The organism is Paenibacillus sp. MMO-177, assembly GCF_037147795.1.
GTDB lineage: Bacteria > Bacillota > Bacilli > Paenibacillales > Paenibacillaceae > Pristimantibacillus.
The window spans coordinates 257,558-282,362 of record NZ_JBBCUR010000005.1 but is presented as its reverse complement, the minus strand read 5'-3'; the positions used below and the strand labels follow the sequence as shown (position 1 = coordinate 282,362).

Genomic DNA, 24,805 nt, shown 5'->3' with positions numbered 1-24,805 from the left:
GCTGATCAGATAATGATATGCTGCTATTTTTATTGAACTAAAGGAAGGATAGCATAGCGCTAAATTACACTTGCAGATATTTGTGGTAAAATTATGAAAAAACAAAAGATATAAATTAGCGAGGTATTGATGGGGGAAAGTACTGATGGAAACAAAGATCATTCAAGCCAGTTTAGAAGAAATTCAAACTGTTCACGATGTAATGGTAAAAGCATTTGAGGAGTATCGGGGCAAATTAAACCCTCCATCTGGAGCACTGTCAGAGACTATTGATGACATTGTTAAGAAAATCTCTAATAATGGAGGAGCAATTATTGCCCAAGCGGAAGGTGTTCCTGTCGGATCGGCACAATTTATATTTCAAGATAATTATGTTTACATAGGAAGGGTTTCTGTACTCCCTTCTCACCGTGGGTGGGGCATTGGGAAAATGATGGTAAGATACATTGAAAATCACGCTAGGAATAAAGGTGTAAATGAATCTAGGTTAGAAGTACGTATATCTATACCGAGTAATGTAGCTTTTTATAAAAAAATAAATTATGAAGTTATTGAAAAACATGCGTATCCAGCTGAGACCGATTATTGGTACGTAATGAAAAACTCATTAACAAATTAGTTCATTCGTTACGCTAATTAACGAGGAACCTTAGAAATAATTTATTTACATAAGGAGATAAAACTATGGCAAAAAACAATTTATTAAGAATGGACAATGTTGGCATCGTTGTTGAATCCCTTGATGACGCAATCTCTTTCTTCGAGGAGATTGGCTTGAAGCTGGAAGGGCGAGCAACCGTCGAAGGTGAATGGGCTGGTCGCGTCACCGGGCTAGGTTCACAGTGTGTAGAGATTGCTATGATGGTTACCCCGGATGGCCACAGCCGGCTTGAACTTTCACGATTTCTCAACCCGCCTGTTATATCCGATCACCGAACTGCTCCTGTAAATGCCCTCGGTTATCTGCGCGTCATGTTCACCGTTGAAGACATTGACGAGATGGTATCCAGACTCACTGCTAAGCATGGTGCTCAGCTCGTTGGCGAAATGGTACAGTACGAAAACTCGTATCGGCTCTGCTACATTCGTGGAAATGAAGGACTTCTAATCGGACTGGCGGAACAACTCGGCAATAAATAAGTAAGTCGGGTGCGGACTGTCCGCATCGCGGGCAGCAGGCATATTATGTTCGGTTGTGCATTCGGGTTTCTTGCCGCTCTAATCTCTCCACTTCATCATCATATAAAGCTGCTCTACGCTTTAGGAGCTCATAGGTCTCGTTCCACTCGTCAGGGTATCTTGTCCGCTGAATTTGCTTATACAGCTCTCCTAGGGCATGTTCTACTTCATTTCTAAATTGCTTCCACACCATCTTGGCTTTGTAATAGTCACCGTTAATACGGGTAGCATTGACAACGTCGTAACAGAGTTTATCTTTTCTGGAAATCTCCATACTGATTTCGTCAACTTTAAAAAGGATTTCTTTTTTGAGTTTGGCGTCATTCTCCATCGTTTTGATCATTTCGGCCATAATAGAAATAATATGGGGATTATTATGAGTTGAGAGTTTAATAGCTTCATCGAGTTGGACAGTCATAAATTTCCCTCCTAGCAATGGGGATTGTTAATAAGGTGCTGCTCCCATTTTGGTCCTAATTATAATTTTCGTGAGAAGGGGCTTTTTTTAGTCACTAAGCATGTAAAGAAAAGCTGCTCAAATCGTTGTCGCAATTCCACAGTATCCTGGAGTAACTAAGTAAATAATTTTTCACTTCTTATTCCGTAAAATCTCTAATGCTATAATGGATTGAATCATATGTTATATCAAATGTTCAAATTTCAATTAGAGGTGATAGTCGTGGAATACCGTGTACTAGGACGATCCGGATTGAAGGTAAGCGAAATTAGCCTGGGCTGCTGGGCGATTGGCGGGCCATCGTGGCGGGACGGTGAACCCGTAGGATGGTCCGGCAATAATGACGACGAGTCTCTTGCCGGCTTGCGCAGAGCGCATGAGCTTGGCATTAATCATTTGGATACGGCGGATGTATATGGTGACGGTCATTCGGAGAGGGTTATCGGACAGTTCTTGAAAGATGTTCCGCGCGACTCCGTGATTGTTGCTTCCAAGGTAGGGTGGTTCAGAGGAACCGCTCCAAACGCGATGCAGCCGGTGCATATCCGCCACCAGCTGGAGCAGACTCTTACGAATCTCGGAACCGATCATATTGATCTCTATTATTTCCATAATACGAACTTTGGCCCGGACGACCGCTATTTGGAGGAAGCAGCCGATACGATGCGCGAGCTTCAGAAGGAAGGCAAGGTCCGCGTGATTGGCCAATCGGCATACAGCTATGCGGATTTTATGCGGGTATGTCCGGTAACCCGTCCGGATGTGCTGCAGTTCCATTACAATGCATTTGGCAATGAGTTTGATCGGGAGGGCACCAATCTGTTCCGCTGGGCGGAAGAGCAAAACCTAGGAATGGTCCTGTTCGGACCGCTTGCTCAAGGCTTGCTGCTCGATAAATTCGATCCGGAGAATCCTCCGCAGTTTGGTGAAGGAGATATCCGTTCAACGAACCAATCCTATTCCAAGGAACGCTTGCTCGAGATCCGCAGACAGCTTCAGCCTCTTAAAGAGCATTTCGGCAGTGAAACGCAGGATTTGGTCAGAGCAGCCATTCAATATGCCTTGGCACAGTCTCCGAATGCATGCGTCATTCCAGGCTTCAAAAATACCCGCCAAGTAGAATCCAACGCGCAAGCAGCGGGAGAGCCGCTCACTGCGCAGGAAGTGGAGCTTATCCAGCAAGCCCTTGGCAGAAAATAAGAAACAAAATAAAGCTCCCTCTAATGCCGGCATGAGCTGGATGCGAAGGAGCTTTGTTTTTTAGTCAGCCCAAAACGAATTAGGTTGCGGTGGAAGAGGCAGTCAGGAAATGATTTCAATAGGGCCAGGAGGAAAAGATGATGAAGCATTCGGCTTGGAAGGCTCGATGGATTTGGGGAGGGGAAGAGGAAAGCCCGCGCAACGAATGGCGCTGCTTCCGTTCAACGTTTGACGTGCCGGAGGAAGGAGCCTCCGATATACAGCTGCGAATTAGCGCGGATTCGAGATACGTCGCTTATGTGAACGGGGTGCAAATCGGCAGAGGTCCGGTCCGTTCTTGGCCGGAGGAGCAATTTTACGATACCTATTCCATCGGTCATTTGCTTCAGCCTGGCGGCAGGAACACGATTGCCGTTCTTGTGCTGCATTTTGGCGTAACCAACTTCTATTATTTACGGGGTAAAGGCGGGCTGCTGGCGGAAATCGCATCAGGCGATGACGTGCTGGCAGCAACGGATTCGTCTTGGAAGACGGAGAAGCTGAGAGGCCATCATTCCGCAGCTCCCCGCATGTCCTGCCAGCAGGGCTTTGCGGAAATTTATGATGCAAGGGAATCGGATGGCGATTGGACGGAGACAACCTACGACGATTCTTCCTGGTTACAGGCTGCTAACGTTGCTGAAGTCGGGGAAGGTCCGTGGAAGAAGCTGATTCCCCGCGACATCCCGTTCCTGACGGAAGAAAAGCTGTATCCTTCCCGCATCGAGTCCCTGCAGCGGGTGAAGCCGCCGGCCTGGACCGCAGCTATCGATCTTCGGAACGCAATGGTTCCCGGTTCGGTGGAGCATGCCAATCCCATTGAATATATGGGCTACATCGCTACGAAGCTTGTAATGGCTGAAGCAGGTCAAGTGACGTTTGGCATTTTGCAATCCCGCGGCGAGAAGCTCTGGATCGACGGGCAGCGGATCCGGAAGAGTCATGGCAACGATCCGGAGCGTTACTATGAAGCAGAGCTGGAAGCCGGCGAGCATTTCCTTCTGCTCGATATTACCCAAGGCGATCACGGGGGAGCTTACCATATGGCGATCCACTCGGAGCAGAAGTTCTCGCTTCATTGTCCGGATTCGGACGGGGAGACGCCGTGGCTGCTTATCGGACCGTTTGACGATACCGAATACATTGATACAAGGGAAAACAGGCAGATAGACCGGAACGAGCCGAACTATTTAAAAGCGGCAGGAGCGGCTTCGATGGAGGAGTTGGCATCCGTCCAAGATTGGATCCGCCCTCTCGCCGGCGCTTATTATACCGAGCAGGATGTATTTGGCTCCAATGTATGGCGTCCGGAAGCCGAGCGGTATGCCTTGCCTTCCGGTCTCAATGCCTGCCTGACGGCATCGCAGGAATATGCGGTTATCCCGCGCTTCCAAGATGGGGATACGGAGCTCGTTATTGACCTCGGCAAGCAGCGGACCGGCTTTTTTGGCTTCAAGATTGAAGCTCCGGCAGGGACGGTTGTGGATGTATACGGTATTGAGTATTTAAAAGCGGGTTTTCGTCAGCATACGTTTGGTCTCGATAATACGTTCAGGTACGTCTGCCGGGAAGGACGGCAGCAATACGAATCGCCGGTCCGGCGCGGGTTCCGTTATGCGGTGCTGACCATAAGAGGAGCGGCAGGGCCAGTTAAGCTGCATGAGGTCTATATCGTACAAAGCACTTATCCGGTTGTAGAAGCCGGAACGTTCCATAGCTCCGATCCGCTGCTGAACGACATCTGGGCAATCAGCCAGCATACAACCCGGAACTGTATGGAGGATACGTTTGTGGACTGCCCTTCCTATGAGCAGACCTATTGGGTAGGGGACAGCCGCAACGAGGCATTGGTTAACTATTATGTTTTTGGCGAGCTTGATATCGTTAAACGTTGCTTGCGACTCGTTCCGGGCTCGAAGGACAGATCTCCCCTCTATATGGATCAGGTACCAAGCGGCTGGACGAGCGTCATTCCGAACTGGACGTTCTTCTGGGTACTCGCAACGATGGAATATGTGGAACATACGGGAGACAAGGCCTTTGCAGCGGAGATGTGGCCTAAGGTACGCTTTACGCTTGAACATTATTTGACCCGCGTTAATGCGCAAGGGCTGCTCGACATGAGGGGCTGGAATCTGCTCGACTGGGCGCCGATTGACCAGCCGAACGAAGGGATCGTTACCCATCAGAATCTGTTTCTGGCGAAGACACTCCGGCAGGCGGCACAAATGTCCTTCGAAGCAGGAAAAGCGGATGAAGGAGCATCTTTTACAGAAGCTGCTGTATTATTGGAGCAAGCCATAAACGACCATTTATGGGATGAAGAGCGGGGAGCTTACCTCGATTGTATTCATGCTGACGGCCGCAGATCCGATATCTACAGCATGCAGACGCAAGTTGTTGCTCTATTGTGCGGCATCGCTAAAGGGGAGCGCAAAAAGAAGCTGGAATCCTATCTTCTTCAGCCGCCGGCTTCGTTTGTTCAGATCGGCAGTCCGTTTATGTCATTCTTCCTTTATGAAGCGCTGGAAGCGATGGGGCGTATCCCGGCCATGCTTGACGATATACGCAGCAATTACGGCTTGATGATCGCAAACGATGCAACGACATGCTGGGAGATGTACCCGAATTTTACGGAAAATCGCGCCAATGCCGATCTGCTTACCCGCAGCCATTGCCATGCTTGGTCGGCAGGTCCTGCTTATTTCCTGGGACGCAATGTGCTTGGCGTTAAACGCCTGGACAGCGGCTGGAGCAAAGTGAGAATCGAACCTGCTCCATGCGATTTGAAATGGGCAAGGGGCGCCGTTCCGCTGCCTAACGGAGGAACCATCGACGTTGACTGGAGCATCGAGGATGGCGTCATGTCCCTTCGAATCTCCGCTCCGGAGGATGTTGAGCTTGATGTTCAGCTGCCTGAAGCCTTAACAGGGAATGTTTCCATTGTCAGAACGAAAAAGCTGCCCTTATAATAATGAAAGCCGGGTCCTTGTTGACCCGGCTTTTCTTTGTCTTCGGTTGTTCACGGATATGTTAATCTTGACAAGGACAGGCTGAACGCCTAATCCCGCTGCGAAAATAACATATTGTCCGATTGTCCGAAGCGATTGTCATCATCGCCAAGGCCTTGTCGGGTAGTGCTTTTTATGTTCACGAAAACGACATATTTACGTTGGCCGCTTCCATGCTCTATCCTCGGAAGTAAGCGCTGACAAGGACGAGCAAACGTTCCTTCGCGGCGAGAGCACTTTAACCCATTTGGAAGAGGTGATCCGATGCAAGATTCGAAGGCTGCCGCAACGGGCAGCATGGCGCTACGATCCGGGACTTCGACCAAGCGGCTCGGAAGAAGGATCGTGCAGAACTGGGAATTGTACATTTTTATTGCACCGGCTTTTTTCTACTTTCTAATCTTTTGTTACCTGCCGATGTACGGCGTCCAGATCGCGTTTAAATCGTTTATTCCGACCAAAGGAATAGTAGGAAGTCCTTGGGTTGGAGTGGATCATTTTGACCGGTTCTTCCATTCCTATTATTTCTGGGACTTGATCTGGAATACGCTGAGCGTCAGTCTCTACGATCTAGCGGTTGGCTTTCCGATTCCGATCATATTGGCGCTGGCTTTTAATGAGGTACGCAACGGCTTTTTCAAAAAGATGGCCCAGACGGTCACCTATGCTCCTCACTTCATATCGGTTGTCGTAATGGCCGGGATGATCATATCTTTCCTGTCGCCGTCTACCGGAATTCTGGTTCATGTCATTCAATGGCTTGGCTTTGGCACGCCGGAATTTCTTACCGATCCCAGGTGGTTCAAGACGATGTACGTATTCTCGAATGTGTGGCAGAGCGCGGGCTGGGGGACGATCATTTATTTGGCCGCCTTATCCGGCGTGGATCCCGGACTTCATGAAGCAGCCATTATCGACGGGGCTTCGCGGTTCCAGCGCATTCGCCACATTAATATACCCGTCTTGATTCCGACGATGACCATTTTGCTTATTTTGAACATGGGGAGCTTGTTTGGGGTTGGGTTCGAAAAGATCCTGCTGCTCCAAAATCCGCTTAATATGGAGTCTTCCGACGTCATCGCTACCTTCGTCTACCGTTCCGGTCTGGAGAATGCCCAATACAGCTTCTCGGCAGCGGTTGGCCTGTTTAATTCCGTCATAAACGCCATTCTGCTGATAGCCGTAAACCAGATCGTTCGCAGGACGAGCGAGAACAGTTTGTGGTAGCGAGAACAGCTTGTGGTAAAGTGAATGCTTACGAAGAAGGAGGCTGGAGACGCATGTTCCATGGCATTAAAGAGAGCAGGGGCGATAAACTATTTCTCGCTTGCAATTACTTGTACGTTTTTCTCGCCTTTCTGATCGTTTTCTATCCGCTGGTGTATATGATCAGCGCATCCATCAGCGATCCGAAGGCCGTGGCTTCGGGAGAGATGTGGCTGTGGCCGAAAGGCATTACGTTAGAAGGCTACAAGATGGTGTTCAAGAACACCAATATATGGATTGGCTACGAAAATACCATCATCTATACGGTAGTTGGGACGGCGATCAACTTGTTCGTGACGCTGCCTGCAGCTTACGCGCTAAGCCGCAGGGATTTCGTCGGGAGAAACTTCTTCATGGGCATGTTTATGGTTACCATGTTCTTCAGCGGCGGTCTGATCCCAACTTATCTCCTCGTGAAGGAACTAGGCATGATGAATTCGATGTGGGCGATCGTTCTTCCGTCCGCCGCGTCCATCTGGAATATAATCGTATCCCGCACCTTTTTTCAAAGCTCCATTCCGAAGGAGCTGCAGGAAGCGGCGCAGATTGACGGCTGCTCGAATATGCGGCTGTTTTTCAGAATCATTCTGCCGCTCTCGCTGCCGATCATCGCCGTAATGGCGTTGTTTTACGGGGTGGGCAACTGGAACAGCTATTTCTCGGCGCTGATTTATCTGAACGAGGCCGGAAAGTATCCGCTGCAGCTTGTATTGCGTCAAATCCTCGTTCTTCAGGAGATGGGGGCGCAAGGAGGCGGCGCGATCGACATCTCTTCGGCAACGGCTATGAACAGCAAGGCGGAGATTGCGGCGCTCGTCAAATATGCCGTCATTATCGTTGCTACGATTCCGGTTATCGTCATTTATCCATTCTTGCAGCGTTATTTCGTCCAGGGTGTAATGATCGGTTCCGTTAAGGGCTGATCTTCCCATATCATTCAACTAAAAAAGGGAGTGTGTATTGCATGAACAGGATTTCCAGGGCATCATCCGTTATTCTCAGCGTTACCATGACAGCCAGCATGCTGGCTGCCTGCAGCTCTTCCAATGAGAACAACAATTCCGCTTCGCCATCCTCTTCTGCAAATTCTTCTTCACCTCAGGCTTCTACCGATAGCGGCGTAAAAAAAGACGGCTTTCCTATCGTTGACAAGCCGATCACCCTTAAGATGATGTCGCAGGACGTGGGCAAAGCAGACTGGAACACCATGCCGGCGTTAAAGGAAATGGAAAAGCTGACGAATATCAAGTTCACCTACCAATTAACGCCGCTCGACAGCTTCTCCACGAAGAAGAACCTCGTATTCGCGAGCGGAGACCTGCCGGATGTCCTCTACGCTCCGGATTTGACGCCGGCTGAACAGGTGACGTACGGAACCCAAGGCGTGCTTATTCCGCTCGAGAAGTATATTGACGAAGGCTACGCGCCGAATCTCAAGAAAATTTTCGACGAGCATCCGGACATCCGCAAATCGTTTACGACGCCTGACGGACATATGTATGCTCTCCCTTACATCGATCTGTCGGCCATCTGGTATCGCAGTCCGATGTGGTACAACGGAAAGTTCCTCAAGGCGTTAAACGTGACGGAGCTGCCGAAGACGACGGAGGAGCTGTACAACTTCCTGAAGCGGGTGAGAGACGAGGATCCGAACGGGAACGGTAAGAAGGACGAAATACCGCTCACTTCCGTGAAGCTGGACGATCTGCGCATGTTCTTCTTTGGATTCTGGGGCATGTATGACGAGAAGATTTATGCCGACAAGGACGGCAAGGTTCACTATTCTCCGCAAGAGGAGGGCTACAAAGGTTACCTGACGTTCATGAACCGTTTGTGGAACGAGAATCTGCTGGATCACGAGACCTTCTCGCAGACCTCCGACCAGAAAAAAGCGAAAGGCCAGAATAATCAGATCGCGTTGTTTAACGATTATTTCCCTTACTTCACGCTTGGCGGCGATCCTAGCGGGGATAATCCGCTTATGACGCCGGTTAGCAGCGAAATCGCGGGAACGCCGGTCTATGGCATGCATCCGGGCATCTCGGCCAACGGAACGTTTGCCATCACGAGCAAGGACCCGAATCCTGAGGCGACCATGCGCTGGGTTGATTATCAATACAGCTACGAAGGCGCAACGCTTATGAACCAAGGACCTGAAGGCATGCTCTGGAAGTACAAGAATAAGGATACTCACGAGAAGGAGTGGGTAGAGCTTCCGAACGGCCAGGAGCGCGAAGATTACAGAGGCACGCTTACGCCGAACTATGGAATCTTGACTCCGGGCATCAAAATAAACGAATTAACGAATGGTCTTACAACCGAGTTCGACAATTGGATTCAAAAGGAAAGCGAAGAAAAGCTGAAGCCAATCGGCAATGCTCCGTTCCCTAACGTTTATCTGACCAATGACGAGCAAAGCGAAATTACGTCCTTGCTGTCCGACCTGGACACTTACGTTCAGCAGATGGAAGCGAAATTCGTGACGGGACAAGAGCCGATGTCGGGTTGGGACAAGTACCTGGCACAGGTTAAAAAGATGGGCGGAGACCGGATAGCGGAAGTCTATCAAGGCGCGTACGACCGCTGGAAGTCGGGCAAGTAAAGGCCAGAAGGCCAGGCCGATAATATTGGCCCTCTGCCTCTTTACCGCGATAGAATAAGGGGCTCGATAGAGGTTTCCTCATTGAACATACGAGAACATTTTGCGGTATTGCTCCGGCGTGTAGCCGGTCTCCTTCTTGAATTTGCGGATGAAGTTGGGCGCGTCCACGTAGCCGACCCGGATAATGATGTCTTTGAGCGAATCGTCCGTCGTCTTCAGCTGGTGCATCACTTCTTCCAGCCTCTTCTGCCAGATGTATTGGACGAAGTTCACGCCCATCTTCTCCTTGAAGGAGCGGCTGACGTGGGACGGAGACAGGCTGAATTCGGAAGCGACCGTCTCAAGGCTAAGGGCATTGTCAGCGAAATGTTCTTCGATGTAAGCGATCATCCGGTCGGTAAGCGATTGCTCTTCCTTCTGGTTGGCTTGCTCAACCTGTTCGCATAGCCGGGAAGCCAAATGAAGGAGATTGCGTTCCAGTTCGTCAAGCGGCTGGCCAGAGATCATCTGCGGCGCGATTTCTTGAATCAGCCGCTTGTTATCGAGTTCTGACGCGGTCTTCAGAATGGTATTCAACAGATCGATGCCGATGCAGCGAATGAGCAGCGTGGACAGCTCGGACTGCCGTAAGCTTAGGATGGCCGACTGGATCATTTGCGACGCTACTTCGAAGCTGCCTTGCTTTAAGCTCTGGGAGAGCTTTAACAACGTATTGTTCGGAATCCAGAAGGTTTGATCCGTCGCAACCGATTGTTTCTCGAAATAATTCACCGAACCGGTGCTGGATAACACCCTCATGTCGTAGGCCGAGCACGCTTCAATATAGCTTTGATTCAGCCCATCCGGACCGGAATAGCTCGTGCCGACGCCAATGACCGGTTGAATGCGGCAGGATTCCATCAAATGGCTGCGCAAGGCTTCAACGATAAGCTGTTTGTGTTCGAATTCGCCGGCAGCTTCATCCGGGTCGAAGCAGACCAGGACGCCGATTTGGCCTAATTGGGAAAGCTCAACTCCGTACCCGTGGCCGTTCAGATTCGGCAATTCAATATGCGTGAGCAGCTCCAGTATCTCCTGATGCTCCAACACGTTGTTTTTTTCGTTGCTGATCCAGCCAATCACCATGACGAAGTGAAGGGAACGGTCGAACCGGAGGTCCAGTACCTCTCTTAGCTCCGGCGTCAGAATCCGGGAGCTGCCGAAACGGAGCAGCATGGAGAGCAGATGATGGCGGGCGAACGGCTCTTGCAGGTCGGCCCTCGCACTGTATTCGAGAAGCGTAGTCCGGATCCGGTCCAATTCGTTGCGGGACTCGCCGGGACGGCCAAGAGGCTTGCTGCTCTTGGATGCAGCGAACTCAACCAGCGTCGAAATGGGCCGGTATTGCATTCGAGCAAGCAATAGCGCGATTGCCGCCCCGGCGGCCACAACAAAGATAAGAAACATAACGATGAAGCTCCGGACATGCAGGACGCTGCTGAAGAACTGTTTGCTTGGCATGATGGTCACATAGGTCCAGCCGTTAACCGGGGATTGAACGGAGACGATCGAATGCTCCTGACCGTTCAGGACATGCTTTTGAATACCCGGGGTCAAATGGCCAAACAAAGAACGGGTGTCCGTATCGGATAACGTCTCTCCTTGCAGATTATCCACCAGAATTTGCCCCTGGTTATCAAGAATATACGTCTGGCCTTGATAGTTGCCTAGTATGGAATCGATGAGGCTCGTCAGCTCGTATTTCTGGATCAAATACATGACCGTTCCATACGGATTCGGATTATTGGGTTTGATCGGAATCAGATAGGCGAGCATCGATTGTTTCCGGCCGGAAGAGTTGCTTGCGATATCGGCAGGCCGCATCGTCGGGAACTTGACGTTGTTCAAATCCTGGTATACCGCGTCTTTATTCCAATTTTGAAACAAAAGATTGCTCGTGAATACGTCGAAATGGTTCATCCCTTCACTGGAATAGATGCGGTCGTCCTTGTGGAAATACAAGTACAGCTCCCCGATGATCGAGCTTGTCGCTTTGTATTGGTCCAGCGCTTCAATGGATTCTCCGCTATGAAGCGGGTCGTGCACGAGGTAAGAGGCGAGCCTGTGGTCGTAGGAGATGCGGACCGCAATCTCGCTCAGTTCCTTCATTCGTCCGTCGATGATGGTCTTGGCTTGCGTCAGCTGGTCAAGATGGGATCGTTCGATTTCGGAACGAAGACGGTGCGAGGCGTTTTCATAAATAAAGATCGAAGTGAAAATCAAAGGAATCAACAAGATAAATAAATAAGACCAAGTGTATTTCAGAAAAAGCTTGGACTTGAAATAGTTCCGGTTCAAATGGTATGCCCCCTGACAACGGTGATCTATCTCTTTTACAAAACTTAAATATCTGAAAATTAAATCTATTATACAACGTCCATCGGTTTGAAAGAATGGTTTTTTAGGAGGAAATAGAATGAGCGAGAAGGAACAGGCAACTGCCGTACATGAAGAAGCGGTTGAACAAGGGGTACATAACTACAGCAGCGAGGAGAGCTGGGTGAAGCCGGAAGATCCCCTGCTGCTTGAGCGGCTCGAATGGTTCAAGGATCAGAAGCTTGGCTTGATGATGCACTGGGGGCCTTACTCGCAGCTCGGCCTGGTGGAATCTTGGGCGTTAAGCGACGAGGATGGGGATTGGTCCCGGGACGGTATCGATTGGGATATCGATTCGGAAGAGCTGAAGCGGCAATATTTTGCCTTGAACAAGACGTTTAATCCGCTTCGCTTCCAGCCCGAGCTGTGGGCCGAGCTTGCGGCGGAGAGCGGCTTCAAATATTTGAACTTCACTACCAAGCATCATGACGGATTCTGCATGTGGGATACGCGCACGACCGATTATCGCATTACGGGGCAAGAATGTCCGTTCCATACGCATAAGCATGCGGATATCGTGAAGCACCTGTTCAACTCATTCCGGGCTAAAGGGCTCGGCATCTCCGCCTATTTCTCCAAAGCGGATTGGCATTCACCTTATTATTGGACGCCGGGAATACGCCCGGATACGAAGACATCCAGAGGGCCGAGCTACGATCCCACGGAATACCCGTGGCTGTGGGAGAAATTCGTGCAATTTACGCATGAGCAGATCATGGAGCTGATGACGAATTACGGGCGTATCGACGTGCTGTGGCTCGACGCCGGCTGGGTGAACGATTACCGCAAACAAAATATCCGGCTGGGAGAAGTAGTAGAGAAGGCGCGCCAAATACAGCCTTGGCTGCTCTCGGCGGACAGGACTGTCGGAGGGCCTTACGAGAACCTGATCACGCCCGAGCAGACACTGCCGAAACGGGCGCTCCATGTCCCATGGGAAAGCTGCATCACGATGGGCACGTCGTTCTCCTTCCGTTACGAGGACCGTTACAAATCGGTGCGTCAGCTCATCCAGCTGCTCATCGAAATTGTGGCAAAAGGCGGCAACCTGGCGCTTAACGTCGGCCCTCAGCCGGATGGCAGATTGCCCGAGACCGCGATCGCCCGAATGAAAGGAATGGGACAGTGGCTGAACGTTTACGGTGAAGCGATTTACGGCAGTCGAATCTGCGAGCCGTATACGGTGGGCAATACTTGCTTTACGCAGAAAAACGGCATCGTTTATGCGTTTCATCTGTACAAGAACGCAAGCGAGCCGGTTCCGGAGGAGATTCATGTTCCTTGGAACGGAGAAGCGGGAAGCATCGAACTGGTCGGCAGTGAGGAGCGGCTTGACTACAGCCGTACCGAAAGCGGCATAGCCGTTCGGCTGCCGGATTCGGAGCGCTCCGCTAAGGAAGCGCCGATCGCGCATGTCTTCCGGATTCGCGCGTAAATCTCTTAGGGAAGGAATGAATCGGGATGCAGAGATGGTTCGAAGACGCAAAGCTTGGCATATTCATTCACTACGGCATTTATGCGGTTGACGGCGTGGCGGAATCATGGTCTTTTTACAATGGGAAAATGTCATATGAACAATACATGAATCAGCTTGGCGGGTTTACGGCTTCTAAGTTCGATGCGGACCGTTGGGCCGATCTGATCGAAAATTCGGGTGCGAGGTACGCTGTTCTGACGACCAAGCATCACGACGGCGTGGCTTTATGGGACACGCAGCTCAGCGACTTGAACGTCGTGAAGAAGACGCCGGCAGGACGGGATCTGGTCCGGGAATTCTCGGAAGCGATTGCGAAGCGGGATATTCGGCTTGGTCTTTATTACTCGCTGATCGACTGGTCGCATCCGGATTATCCAAGCGTCTATCAGGGCGGCAGGATCCCCGAGGACCTCAGCACCGTTAACCGGTTTTCTAATCCGGCTGACGGTGTCGAGGACGAGGAGCGTTGGCGGCGGTTCTTGCGGTTCAACGACGAACAGCTTAGGGAGCTGCTGACGAATTACGGCCGGGTCGATCTCCTGTGGTTCGACGGGGATTGGGAGCGAAGCGCCGACCAATGGAATTTGCCGGCGTTCAAGCAGTACCTGAAGTCGTTTAATCCGGATGTGATCGTCAATTCGCGGCTGCAGGGACATGGCGACTACAAAACGCCGGAGCAAGGGCTTCCCATTACGAGACCGGAAGGGCCTTGGGAATTCTGCACGACTATTAACGGCTCATGGGGATATGTGCCGACGGACAACCGTTATAAATCGCTTCGCATGATCATCCGGATGTTCTGCGACTGTATCTCCATGGGCGGAAACATGCTCCTGGACATCGGACCGCGGGAGGACGGTACGATCGACAAGCGTCAGGAAGATATTTTGCTTGGGCTAGGAGAATGGATCCGTCAGCATGCGGAGGCTGTTTACGGAACGAGGGAAGGCATCATGACTCGTTATTATTTAGGCGGGAGCACGCTAACTCCGGATAAGAAGACGCTCTACCTGTTCGTGTATGACGAACCGAAGGAACATATTTGCTTGAAAGGTCTGTGCAATCCGATTAAGCGGATTACCGTGCTGCATTCGGGCAAAGAGCTTACGCATGAGATTCACGGTGGCGTTCCTTGGTTCGACATTCCCGGGACGGCCTGGATTGGGCTGACGGCGGAAGACACGCATGAGCACGTAACGGTGCTGAAGCTGGAATTTGGCGACGAAGTGAAGTTTTACGGAGGCGCGGGAGCCGTGGTGACCCATAACTAACTAGCTGCAAGCGATCGGGGGACAGGACATGATGCTTAGCGGAGTGCCGGAGCCGGTAATCGATTACGGGCCAAGGCATTATATTTGCCGGCGGGCCAAAGGGCCGCTAGCGCTTGACGGATGCTTGAACAAGCCGTTCTGGGAAGCGGCGGACTGGACCGAGGATTTCACGGATATCGAAGGGGATGTTCGCCCCAAGCCGGCGAAGAGGACCCGCGTCAAAATGCTGTGGGATGACGAATGTTTGTATGTCGGAGCGGAGCTGCTCGAGGATCAGATTTGGGCAACGCTCACCGAGCGGGATTCGGTTATTTTTTACGACAACGATTTTGAAATTTTTATCGACCCGGACGGGGACACGCATGGTTATTACGAGATCGAGATCAATGCGCTGAATACCGTATGGGATCTGCTTCTCGTCAAGCCTTACCGTGACGGCGGACCGCCGGTGAACGGCTGGGATATCGCGGGGCTGCGAAGCGCGGTCTATATAGATGGCGAACTGAACAATCCCGCGGCGGACAACCGGATGTGGAGCGTGGAAATCGCGATTCCATGGGCCAGCTTGCGGGAGTGCGCGGCGGAGAGCAGGCCGCCGTTGATGGGAGAGTTCTGGCGCATCAACTTCTCCAGAGTGGAATGGCAGGCGGAGCAGACGGAAGGCGGCTATCGCAAGGTTATCAATCCGAAGATCGGCAAGCCCTATCCGGAGGACAACTGGGTGTGGTCGCCGATGGGCATTGTCAACATGCATTACCCTGAATTGTGGGGCTACGTGGTGTTTTCCGGCGATGAAGGTCCGCATTCTTTTGCTATTCCGGAGGACGAGCGCATCAAGTGGGAGCTGCGGAAGCTGTATTACCGCCAGCGCAACCATTACGCGGCTGAAGGCAGGTATGAAGCGGATGCGAAGCGATTGATGGATGGCGATGAGTGGTCCATCGAAGCAACCGTCGAGACAACGCGCAGCTTGTTTCAGATCTCGGCCTTATCGGAGGATGGAATGTCACTGTGGTGCATTCGCGAGGACGGAAAGCTGTGGAAGGAGAGATTGGGACCATGACGACTTGGACTTCGCCGTTTTCGCTGAATCGGGCGGAGCGGGATTTGATCGAGAGCAAATTCCTTAGAAAACGCCAGCTGGCGCAGGCCAGGGAACACGAGCTGTTCGATGTGTTTCGGGAGGAACTGACGGAGGAAGAGAGCTGGGCGCTCAAATATTTGTTTGCCTATATGCCGGTGAACGATCTTGCCGATTATGACGGAGCCTTGTTCTTAAGCCATGTGCGGAGGACTCTGGCGATCCGCCGGCTCGTCCCTTGGGGCGATCGGGTGCCCGACTCCCTGTTCTTGCATTATGTTCTCCCCTACCGGGTCAATACGGAAAATATCGAGGATCACCGCGGCATTTTGTTCAATGAGCTAGCCTATCGCACAAAGTCGCTGACGATGGAAGAGGCCATTCTGGAGACGAATTATTGGTGTTACGAGAAGGCTACTTATATTGGTAGCGATTTGAGAACAATGTCGCCTCTTACGATGATCAAGAGCGCAAGGGGCCGCTGCGGCGAGGAGTCGACGTTAGCGGTTGCGGCGCTGCGCAGCATTGGTATTCCCGCCCGCCAGGTCTACACGCCCAGGTGGGCGCATTGCGACGATAACCATGCCTGGGTAGAAGCGTGGGCGGACGGAAAATGGTGATTCCTCGGCGCCTGCGAGCCGGAAGCGCGGCTCAACCAAGGGTGGTTCGGCCCGCCGGCCCGCAGGGCAATGCTTCTGAATACGCGCATCCTGGCCGACTATTCCGGCCCGGAAGAGATTACGGTAGCAAGCGATTGGTTCACGGAGATTAATTTGCTCGAAAACTATGCTTCGACGCGTACCGTTGAAATAGCGGTAAAAGATGGTGCCGGCAACCCGGTCCCGGGCGCCGAAGTGCGCTTCGAACTTTACAATATGGCGGAATTTTATCCGATTGCTACGCTGTTCTCCGATGCAAGGGGAGTAGTCAGCTTTAAGACCGGATATGGCGATCTGCTGGTCCGCGGTGCTTGGAACGGCCGATGGGGCGAGGTTAAGCTGGCTGCCTATGGGGATAACCGCCTTGAAATGGTTTTGGATCGAGCGGGGCAGCCGGAAGGCATCTTCGATCTGGATATGGTTCCCCCGCCGGAGGGCGAAGAAGAACCGGCGGAACCCTTGTCGGAAGAGCAGCAGAGCAGACATGCCCGCCGGCTTGAAGAAGGGGCGAGGCTTCGCGCCGTCTATGAGAGAACGTTCGCAAGCAAGCAAGATGCCGGGGAATTGGCTGCATCGCTAGGGCTTCCGGGAGAACGAGTGTGGAACATTCTGAACCGCTCGCGCGGAAACTTCCGCGAAATCTCGTCTTTCCTGCGGGAGCGGACGGCGGAATATGGGCAGTGGCCGCTGCGGCTCTTGGAGAGCCTGCGCGAGAAAGATTGGATCGATGCGCGAAAGGAAACGCTGGACGATCATCTGGTCGGCTCGCTTGTACATTGCGGCAGCCTGCCGGACGATGAGTTTGAACGGTACGTTCTTTGTCCGCGCGTGCTGAACGAGATGATCGTGCCTTACCGGCAGTTTTTCCAAGCGGCGTTTACGGAGCTAGAGCGGGATGTCTTCCGGTCGGACCCGTCTGCGCTGGCGCGTTGGCTAAGCGAAAGGCATGGAGCGTGGGAGGATCTTCCCAATCTGAAGGGGAAAGGCAATCCGGTCGGTACGTTTAAGCTGCAATGGGGAGACCTGGAATCGCTGAACATTCTTTTCGTAGCCGTCTGCCGAAGTTTAGGCATCCCGGCGCGTCTGCATCCGCATGAGCTAACCCCGCAATACAGGACTGGCGGGGAATGGCGGGACGCGATGCAAGGCGCGAATTTGTCTTCGTCTTCGATCGGGGGCAAGGGCAGCATTCGGCTGCAACGCGATCCCGAAGCAAAGGAGGATGCCCCAGCGCCGTCTTATGCCGAGAATTTCACGGTGGCCCGACTGGAGGAGAACGGGTTCTACAAAACGCTAGTCTACCCCGATAAATTTGGAGACGTGTACGGAAAGCTGCTTGAGGCAGAGCCGGGTTCGTACCGGCTTACGACGGGGATGCGCCTTCAGGATGGCACTGTATTGGCGCGGTTTTCCTATTTCCGCGTACGCGCAGGCGAGAACATGGATGTACGGTTCACCTACCGTGAGGCATTCCGCGAACTTCCGGTGTTAGGCGAAATGGACCGAGCGAGACCACTCGAAGGGTTGGACGGTGCGGTAATGACGGTCGGCGAACAGATCATGGAGGATGGCGCAATCGTTGCTTGGATCAAGCCGGAGCGCGAACCAACGAAGCATTTGCTTCGCGAGTTAGGTGAATTGGCGGCTTCTTCGGGTAAACTAAATGGCCCTATACTTCTCATCATCGGCGATGCGGAATGGACCTCGTCGTTTGATCCCGCTCAATACGCGCAATTGCCGTCAGGAGTCAGATTCGCGAGGGATCGTTCGCAAGCTTCGCTGCCGCCAGCAGCGGTCCGCGAGGCGGGTTACCCGCATTTGTTCGTGTTGGATGGCAAAGACCGTATCCGTTATGCCGCGTCGGGCTATAAGATCGGAATGGGCAAGGAAGCATGGCAAGTGCTGGCTGCCGTAAGGCAGACCAGCGAAACATCGCCAGCGAAAAGGAGAGAATCTTAAATGACACAGCAGAACTACGTGGCCGCCGGTTACGCGAGCGATAGCCATCTTGCCGAGCTGACCGGGGAAGACTTGGCGAAGCTTACGCATCTGAATGTCGCGTTTGGCCATGTCCGAAGCGATGCCATCTCAACCGATCATCTGCGCAATCTGGAAGAGCTCACGCGGATTAAGAGGGAACGTCCGCAATTGAATATCCTGCTCTCCGTCGGCGGCTGGAGCGCCGGAGGCTTCTCGGAAGCGGCGTCTACCGAAGCAGGAAGAAGCCGCATGGCGGAATCGGCGGTTCGCGCGGTGACCGAGCATCCTTTTGACGGGATTGATCTGGATTGGGAGTATCCTTGCTATGGGGAAGCCGGAATCGGAGCAAGCCCGGATGACCGCACGAACTTTACGCTGCTGCTTGCCGTCATTCGCGAAGCGCTGGATAAGCAAGGGGAGCTGGACGGCCGGCATTATCCGCTAACGATCGCGGCGGGAGCCGATCAGTATTACGTAGACGGAACCGAGATGGACAAGGCACAGAAATACCTGGATTTTGTTCAGCTCATGACCTACGATATGCGCGGCGGGTTCCAGGTGCTGACCGGTCATCATGCCAACCTGTATACGCCGACGGGAGACCTGTTCCGGATTAGTACGGACGCTTCCGTCAGTCTGTTCGTTCGCGCCGGGGTGCCGAAGGAGAAGATCGTTATCGGAGCGGCTTTCTATTCCCGCATGTGGAACCAGGTGCCGGACCGAAACCGCGGGCTTCACCAGATGGCCGGGAGCGTTGGCGGCTACGGTCCGGACTTCACGGCTTTAACTTCGGAATACATTGGAAAAAACGGCTTTGTTCGTTATTGGGACGAGGAAGCTCGCGCGCCTTATCTGTTTAACGGTTCAAGCTTTATCTCTTACGACGATGAGGAATCGATCCGGCACAAGTGCGATTATGTAAAAGCTAACGGCCTAGCCGGTCTGATGTTCTGGGAATTCGGCTGCGACCGGACCCGCCGGCTGCTGAATGCAATTCATGACGGGCTTCGCGGAGATAGGGGGACGATATGAAGGTAGGACTAAGCACGTACAGTCTGCTCCCCGCGCTTAAAGCAGGGGACATGTCGGTGCTTGACGTTGTGGACTGGATTGCCGGGAACGGCGGGGAGCATATGGAAATCGTGCCTTACGGCTTTACGCTTGTCGACCAGCCTGAGCTTGCGGACGCTGTCCGGGAGAAGGCGAAGATTGCTGGAATTGAGTTGTCCAATTATTCGATGCCGGCCAACTTCGTGCAGGACAGCGAGGAAGCGTTCCAAGGCGAAATCGCGCGCGTTAAGGAACACGTCGATCTGGTTAATAGGCTTGGCATGAAGCACATGCGTCACGACGTGACGGCGTTTACCCTTCCGCCGGAGAGCATGACGATCCAATGGTTCGAGGAGAATTTGCACCACATGGTCAGGGGAAGCCGGCTGATCGCCGATTACGCCGCGGCGTACGGCATTACGACAACCATCGAGAACCACGGCTTCAGCGTGCAGGCTAGCGACCGCGTGTTGCGCGTCCTGCATGAGGTGAACAGCCCGAACTTCAAGACGACGCTAGACGTTGGCAACTTCCTGTGCGTCGACGAGAATCCGCTCGTTGGCGTGAGCCGCAGCTTGCCGTATGCTTCGCTGCTCCACATCAAAGACTTCTACATACGGCCTAGCGACGAGTCTCCGGGCGGCGGCGATTGGTTCAAGTCTGCCCACGGCACGTATTTGCGCGGCGCGATTGTTGGCCACGGCGATCTCGACCTCCGGCGAATCTTCCGTCTGATCAAGCAATCCGGCTACGATGGTTATCTGACTGTCGAATTCGAAGGGATGGAGGAGTGCCGCATGGCCTCCCGCATTGCCATGGATAACGTGAAGCGGCTATGGCAGGAAATATAAGAAAATCGGTCTCCTACGGGAGGCCGATTTTTGTGCTTTGACTGAACATAAGACTCACCAGCCTTGGATTCTACTCTATTTATCAGCTTAGGTAAACTTTGCTCTTTACGATAATTCATCCAGCGTCATGCCGAGACTTGGCGCCATATGGGCGAGGAACCACTCCGTCTCCGGCAGCCCGAGCTGCTCGATGGCAGCTTCCGTCTGCCCTTTGGCCACGAGAAATTCCCGGTTGCCGGTAGATACCTCGGTCAAGCATTTCAGGTAAGCGTCCAGCAGGTCGGCAGCTTTTACGATTTTGTGATGCAGCTGGTCTTCTTCGGACAGCGTGCTTCCAGGCTTGCCGAGAAGAGGAGCGTACGAGGCTTGAAGCGGCTCCGGCACCATGCCGAGCAGCCGTTCCGCCGCCATTGCTTCAATCTCGCGGAAGCTTGCGAGCATTTTCGGATTATGATGCTTCACGGGAGTCGGAATATCGCCGGTAAAGACTTCAGTCGCATCATGGAACAAGGCCAGCGTTACGGCGCGGTCCGCATTATAGCTGCGCCCGAAGAAGCTGTTGCCGATCTCGCACAGCATATGGGCAAGCAGCGCAACGTGGAAGGAATGCTCCGCAACGGTCTCCTTGGTCGTATTTCTCATCAGACTCCAGCGTTCAATATATTTCAGGCGGTACATATAGGCAAAAAAATGACTTTCCATCTGTTTCGCAAACTCCTCTCTAATCCCCGTGCAGCTATGTTTGTTTTACTATATCCTACCATAATTCAGCAGACTCCCACATACATGGGGTAAATCCTAACGAAACTACATATCCTTATTTGCCCGAAAAGAGGGCATTCGGAATTCTAACGAAACGTAGACACGTTATTAGCTGAAAAAAGCCCGCCCAATGAGCAAATGCAGCCCAATAGCGATACTACGTTTCGTTAGAATCTGGAAACAGCAAAATTAGGCGAAATAACGATACGTAGTTTCGTTAGCCTCGCGGCCGAGGGGCCGATGGCTTACGGCCTGAGAGGAAGAAGCAGCATTCGTATGGCCACGGCTAGAGGGCTCGACTGCAATGGGATGACCACGGGCAGAGGGCATGGAGGCAATGGGGTGGTCAACGGCTTTCTAGCGGTGAGGTATTCTGGGGCAGGCAACGGTCCAAGGACCGACCCAAAGAGCGGCATTTTCTCCGTAAGGAGAAAATGGTTCACTGCGGGGAGAAAACCGTCCGATAACACCGGACGGTTTTCATTCAGCGGGTGCGTCCTTTCTCTCCCGGCACCGGCTGCATCCGTGATGAAGGTGCGCAGCCTTTATTACGGTACGACGCCAACGATGGACGCGAAGTGGGATGCTCTTCAGAAGCTGGAAAATGACACGTATTTGCAGATTATTGTTGGAGACAAACCGGTGGAAGCATTTGATGATTTCGTCCTGCAGTGGAAGGAGCTGGGGGGCAATCAGGTTACCGAAGAGGTGTCGCAGATCGTGAACGGCGTTAAGCCGTGACGGTAATCGAACAAAAGAGACAGCCCGCGTAGTGATATGCGAAGCTGTCTCTTTTGTTGTATAGGCAAGTTTATTTCAATTTCTTGCGGTCAATGTAAGTAAGCTTGCTGACGATATCCTGATAGTAATTGCCGAAGCCGGCACCGTAAATGGTCAGGCCGCCAATGTTCTTCGCGTCTTCCTTTACTTCAAGCTTCAGATCCCACTGCAGCCGGTTAATATCGACGTCGGCAATCGTGTAGTCCGAAACCTTCGTACCTTCAATAAACGTACCGTCGCCGTTGATTCGGATATGGACGAGCAGGCCGTATTGATTCATTTCGATGTTCCACCACTCGGGCGTATACTTGCCGCGCGTTCCGCCAAAGTCCCCGGGGCTCGTCCATTTGCCGATCGGAAATCCATTGAAAGAGAATGAGATGTCGGACGGCCAATGCTCATTGGAAAGCGGGGCCTCGGACGCCAGCTCCATCGTTATCTCGAGCTCCTCGGGTTCTTCATCCGGCTTCAGGTAGTTTGGGATTTTGTACGAGATAAAGCCTTTCAAGAACCATAATATTTTCGCGTCGACGCGTTCCGGGTCAAGAAAGTACCGCGGGTCGTCGAAGCCGCCGCCGATGATCTTGTATTTGGACGCCAGGCCGCATGTCGGTTTGACGTCGAAATCGGTGAAATGTCCGATCGAGATGTTGGAAATATGGAAGTTGCGCGGAATCAGCCCTTTGCTTGGGAATACAAGCTCGATCCGATCGGCGACCAAGGTACAAAGCTTTTGCGACGCACCTTTGCCGGGAATCATCTCGGTGCGGACCAGATCGGCCTTCTCAAGTTTCTTCACGTGCATGGTAATGATGGAATTGCTGAGTCCAAGCGCGGCAGCCAAGTCTTTCATGATCATAGGCTCTTGTCCGAGCAGTTCAATAATCTTGATTCGGACGTTGCTGGCCAATGCTTCGAACAGGGGGAGATTATTCTCCGATACGATTGTCTCCATGGGACCTCTTCCGATAGTTCATTTTTGTATTAAATATACCTTATCGGATTGAACTCTGACAAGAGTGTGTAACAGTCATTTAAATTTTTGAATTAATGTTCAAAGAATTTAATAAAAATATGAAACACTTCACAAAAATGCGTTGACAAAACGGGGGGATCGTTTTAACATGCTTAATGACACAGTCATCTACGAAATACTTCACACATTTGTTAAATACTATGGGTTGAGTCGAAGGGAGGATGACTTTTTTCGGAACAAACATGTAAGCGCTATTATGGGGGCCTGTCATTCGCTTTATAATCCTAAGGAGGTTGTGAAACAAATGAAAAAAAGTTCGATTTTGATGCTTACGCTGATTGCCGTGATGGCGGTTACGGGATGCAGCAGCAATAATGCGGGGAATAAGGGGACCAAAAGCAACAATGTTGAGGCGAGTACGAACGCGGCTGCCGACAGCAATAAAGAGAAGGAACAGAAGCCGGCGGAGAAAGTCGAGATCTCCATCTCTTCATGGGGAGCGCCGGACGAGCGCAAAGTGTTCGAAGCGGTACTCGACGAATTCCAGAAAGCGAATCCGAATATTAAAGTCAAATTCATTCACATTCCTAACGATTATACAACGAAGATGAATACCATGATTGCCGGCAACTCCGCGCCGGATGTGATCTTCACAAGTGACGGTGACTTCCCGCGCTGGGTAAAGCAAGGCGCGTTCCTCGATATTACGAAGTACGTTGAGGCAAGCGACAAACTGGACCTCAATGATATGTGGGAAGGCGGTCTGAGCCGTTACCGTTACGATGGCAAAATCACGGGAACAGGCGGCTACTATGCGCTTCCGAAAGATATTGGCCCGACTGTGATGTACTATAACAAAACGATTTTCGACAAGCTGGGCGTTCCATACCCAAGCGCAGATACGCCTATGACTTGGGAGCAAGCGCTTGAGATGTGGAAGAAGCTGACGGTCGACGAGAACGGTGACGGCAAGACCGACATCTACGGCGCAGGTCCGGTATGGTGGGAAGGCTTCGTTTGGGGCAATGGCGGAACGATACTAAGCGATGACCGCAAACAGTTTACCTTGAATGAGAAGGCGGCTTCCGATGCGATGCAGTTCATCTACGATCTGACGAATACGCAAAAAGTTGTACCGGATTCCCGCGCGCTGCAATCGATGAACGATGGTCAAATGTTCGAGGCGGGCAAGCTTGCGACCATTACGGGCGGTCGCTGGATGGTGCCTACATACCGCAAGCTGAAGTTTGATTGGGATGTCGCTCCGATTCCGTCCAATAACGGATCGTGGACAAACGGCTGGTCCGGTTCGGTTGGCCTTGGGGTAAACGCGAAGTCGAAGCATCCGGAGGAAGCGTTCAAGTTGGTTGAATTCTTCTCCGGTATTGAAGGCCAAAAGAAGATGACGGAGCTTGGCTTCCAGATTCCCAACTTCAAATCGATGTCCGACGACGAAGTATACACGCAGCCTGGCCAAAAGCCGGAACATCCTGAAGTGTTCGTCAAGGCGGGAGAAAGCCAGCAGCCGGGTCCGTGGACGTACCTGCCGAACGGCAAATGGCTTGATACGCTGAACCAAAACCTCGGCAAGTTCTGGACCGGCAAGGAATCGGCGGTCGATTACTTTACGAAGCTGAAGCCGCAGATTGAGAAAGACCTGAAGGAAGGCAATCCGGAACTCTTTCAATAATTCATAACGACATGGTGCAACGCCGATGCCGTGTGCGGACGCGCTGCACCATTTTATCA

General features: G+C 52.2%; 20 protein-coding genes. 16 read left to right on the top strand and 4 right to left on the bottom strand.

Features of this window, described 5'->3' with window-relative positions:
- Positions 1 to 145: 145 nt before the first annotated feature.
- Positions 146 to 619, top strand: coding sequence for a GNAT family N-acetyltransferase (locus tag WFK81_RS19430; RefSeq protein ID WP_336788040.1), 474 nt, complete (start codon positions 146 to 148; stop codon positions 617 to 619).
- A 65-nt stretch (positions 620 to 684) separates the two neighbouring features.
- A complete protein-coding gene (locus WFK81_RS19425) occupies positions 685 to 1,140 on the top strand; it encodes a VOC family protein (protein WP_336788039.1) in 456 nt (151 codons plus the stop codon).
- Between the two features lie 43 nt (positions 1,141 to 1,183).
- Here WFK81_RS19425 and WFK81_RS19420 read toward each other — a convergent pair whose 3' ends face one another.
- Positions 1,184 to 1,597, bottom strand: coding sequence for a hypothetical protein (locus WFK81_RS19420; RefSeq protein WP_336788038.1), 414 nt, complete (start codon positions 1,595 to 1,597; stop codon positions 1,184 to 1,186).
- A gap of 231 nt (positions 1,598 to 1,828) precedes the next feature.
- Between WFK81_RS19420 and WFK81_RS19415 the strand changes: the two genes are divergently transcribed.
- The 5 genes from WFK81_RS19415 (at position 1,829) to WFK81_RS19395 (ending at position 9,754) form a co-directional block, all read left to right on the top strand.
- Positions 1,829 to 2,836, top strand: a complete 1,008-nt coding sequence (locus tag WFK81_RS19415; protein ID WP_336788037.1) for an aldo/keto reductase — start codon at positions 1,829 to 1,831, stop codon at positions 2,834 to 2,836.
- A 140-nt stretch (positions 2,837 to 2,976) separates the two neighbouring features.
- The gene (locus WFK81_RS19410; protein ID WP_336788036.1) at positions 2,977 to 5,847 is read left to right on the top strand and encodes a family 78 glycoside hydrolase catalytic domain; all 2,871 of its coding nucleotides are present in this window, start codon (positions 2,977 to 2,979) and stop codon (positions 5,845 to 5,847) included.
- A 336-nt stretch (positions 5,848 to 6,183) separates the two neighbouring features.
- A complete protein-coding gene (locus tag WFK81_RS19405) occupies positions 6,184 to 7,113 on the top strand; it encodes an ABC transporter permease (RefSeq protein WP_442956081.1) in 930 nt (309 codons plus the stop codon).
- Positions 7,114 to 7,166: 53 nt separating this feature from the next.
- Entirely contained in the window at positions 7,167 to 8,075 is a 909-nt protein-coding gene (locus WFK81_RS19400) for a carbohydrate ABC transporter permease (protein WP_116393804.1), read from the top strand.
- A 41-nt stretch (positions 8,076 to 8,116) separates the two neighbouring features.
- Positions 8,117 to 9,754, top strand: a complete 1,638-nt coding sequence (locus WFK81_RS19395) for an ABC transporter substrate-binding protein (RefSeq protein ID WP_336788034.1) — start codon at positions 8,117 to 8,119, stop codon at positions 9,752 to 9,754.
- Between the two features lie 78 nt (positions 9,755 to 9,832).
- On the opposite strand, the gene WFK81_RS19390 is transcribed toward WFK81_RS19395, so the two are convergent.
- Positions 9,833 to 12,091 (bottom strand): helix-turn-helix domain-containing protein, encoded by a 2,259-nt coding sequence (locus WFK81_RS19390; protein ID WP_336788033.1) that lies wholly within the window; start codon positions 12,089 to 12,091, stop codon positions 9,833 to 9,835.
- A 118-nt stretch (positions 12,092 to 12,209) separates the two neighbouring features.
- Here WFK81_RS19390 and WFK81_RS19385 point away from each other — a divergent pair, with 118 nt between their 5' ends.
- The 7 genes from WFK81_RS19385 (at position 12,210) to WFK81_RS19355 (ending at position 20,538) form a co-directional block, all read left to right on the top strand.
- A complete protein-coding gene (locus WFK81_RS19385; protein WP_336788032.1) occupies positions 12,210 to 13,604 on the top strand; it encodes an alpha-L-fucosidase in 1,395 nt (464 codons plus the stop codon).
- 26 nt (positions 13,605 to 13,630) lie between these two features.
- Entirely contained in the window at positions 13,631 to 14,917 is a 1,287-nt protein-coding gene (locus WFK81_RS19380) for an alpha-L-fucosidase (RefSeq protein ID WP_336788031.1), read from the top strand.
- A 28-nt stretch (positions 14,918 to 14,945) separates the two neighbouring features.
- The gene (locus WFK81_RS19375; protein ID WP_336788030.1) at positions 14,946 to 15,980 is read left to right on the top strand and encodes a carbohydrate-binding family 9-like protein; all 1,035 of its coding nucleotides are present in this window, start codon (positions 14,946 to 14,948) and stop codon (positions 15,978 to 15,980) included.
- On the top strand, positions 15,977 to 16,618 hold the full coding sequence (locus WFK81_RS19370) for a transglutaminase-like domain-containing protein (RefSeq protein WP_336788029.1): 642 nt from the start codon (positions 15,977 to 15,979) through the stop codon (positions 16,616 to 16,618). The genes WFK81_RS19375 and WFK81_RS19370 overlap by 4 nt, the downstream gene beginning before the upstream one ends.
- Positions 16,619 to 16,687: 69 nt before the next feature.
- Positions 16,688 to 18,616 (top strand): transglutaminase domain-containing protein, encoded by a 1,929-nt coding sequence (locus WFK81_RS19365; RefSeq protein ID WP_336788028.1) that lies wholly within the window; start codon positions 16,688 to 16,690, stop codon positions 18,614 to 18,616.
- Complete coding sequence (locus tag WFK81_RS19360) at positions 18,617 to 19,669, top strand: glycoside hydrolase family 18 protein (RefSeq protein WP_336788027.1); 1,053 nt, start codon at positions 18,617 to 18,619, stop codon at positions 19,667 to 19,669. It abuts the gene before it with no gap.
- A complete protein-coding gene (locus WFK81_RS19355) occupies positions 19,666 to 20,538 on the top strand; it encodes a sugar phosphate isomerase/epimerase family protein (RefSeq protein ID WP_336788026.1) in 873 nt (290 codons plus the stop codon). The genes WFK81_RS19360 and WFK81_RS19355 overlap by 4 nt, the downstream gene beginning before the upstream one ends.
- Before the next feature lie 105 nt (positions 20,539 to 20,643).
- Here WFK81_RS19355 and yfbR read toward each other — a convergent pair whose 3' ends face one another.
- Positions 20,644 to 21,240: a 5'-deoxynucleotidase gene (yfbR, locus tag WFK81_RS19350; protein WP_336788025.1), complete on the bottom strand. Its 597-nt coding sequence runs from the start codon at positions 21,238 to 21,240 to the stop codon at positions 20,644 to 20,646.
- Positions 21,241 to 21,576: 336 nt separating this feature from the next.
- On the opposite strand from yfbR, the gene WFK81_RS19345 reads away from it, so the two are divergent.
- A complete protein-coding gene (locus WFK81_RS19345; protein ID WP_336788024.1) occupies positions 21,577 to 22,041 on the top strand; it encodes a hypothetical protein in 465 nt (154 codons plus the stop codon).
- A 70-nt stretch (positions 22,042 to 22,111) separates the two neighbouring features.
- Here the strand turns inward: WFK81_RS19345 and WFK81_RS19340 are convergent, their stop codons facing one another.
- Positions 22,112 to 23,035 carry an ArsR/SmtB family transcription factor gene (locus WFK81_RS19340; protein WP_336788023.1) on the bottom strand — a complete coding sequence of 308 codons (924 nt, stop codon included), beginning with the start codon at positions 23,033 to 23,035 and terminating at the stop codon, positions 22,112 to 22,114.
- Positions 23,036 to 23,360: 325 nt separating this feature from the next.
- Between WFK81_RS19340 and WFK81_RS19335 the strand changes: the two genes are divergently transcribed.
- Positions 23,361 to 24,746 (top strand): sugar ABC transporter substrate-binding protein, encoded by a 1,386-nt coding sequence (locus WFK81_RS19335; RefSeq protein WP_336788022.1) that lies wholly within the window; start codon positions 23,361 to 23,363, stop codon positions 24,744 to 24,746.
- Positions 24,747 to 24,805 lie beyond the last annotated feature (59 nt).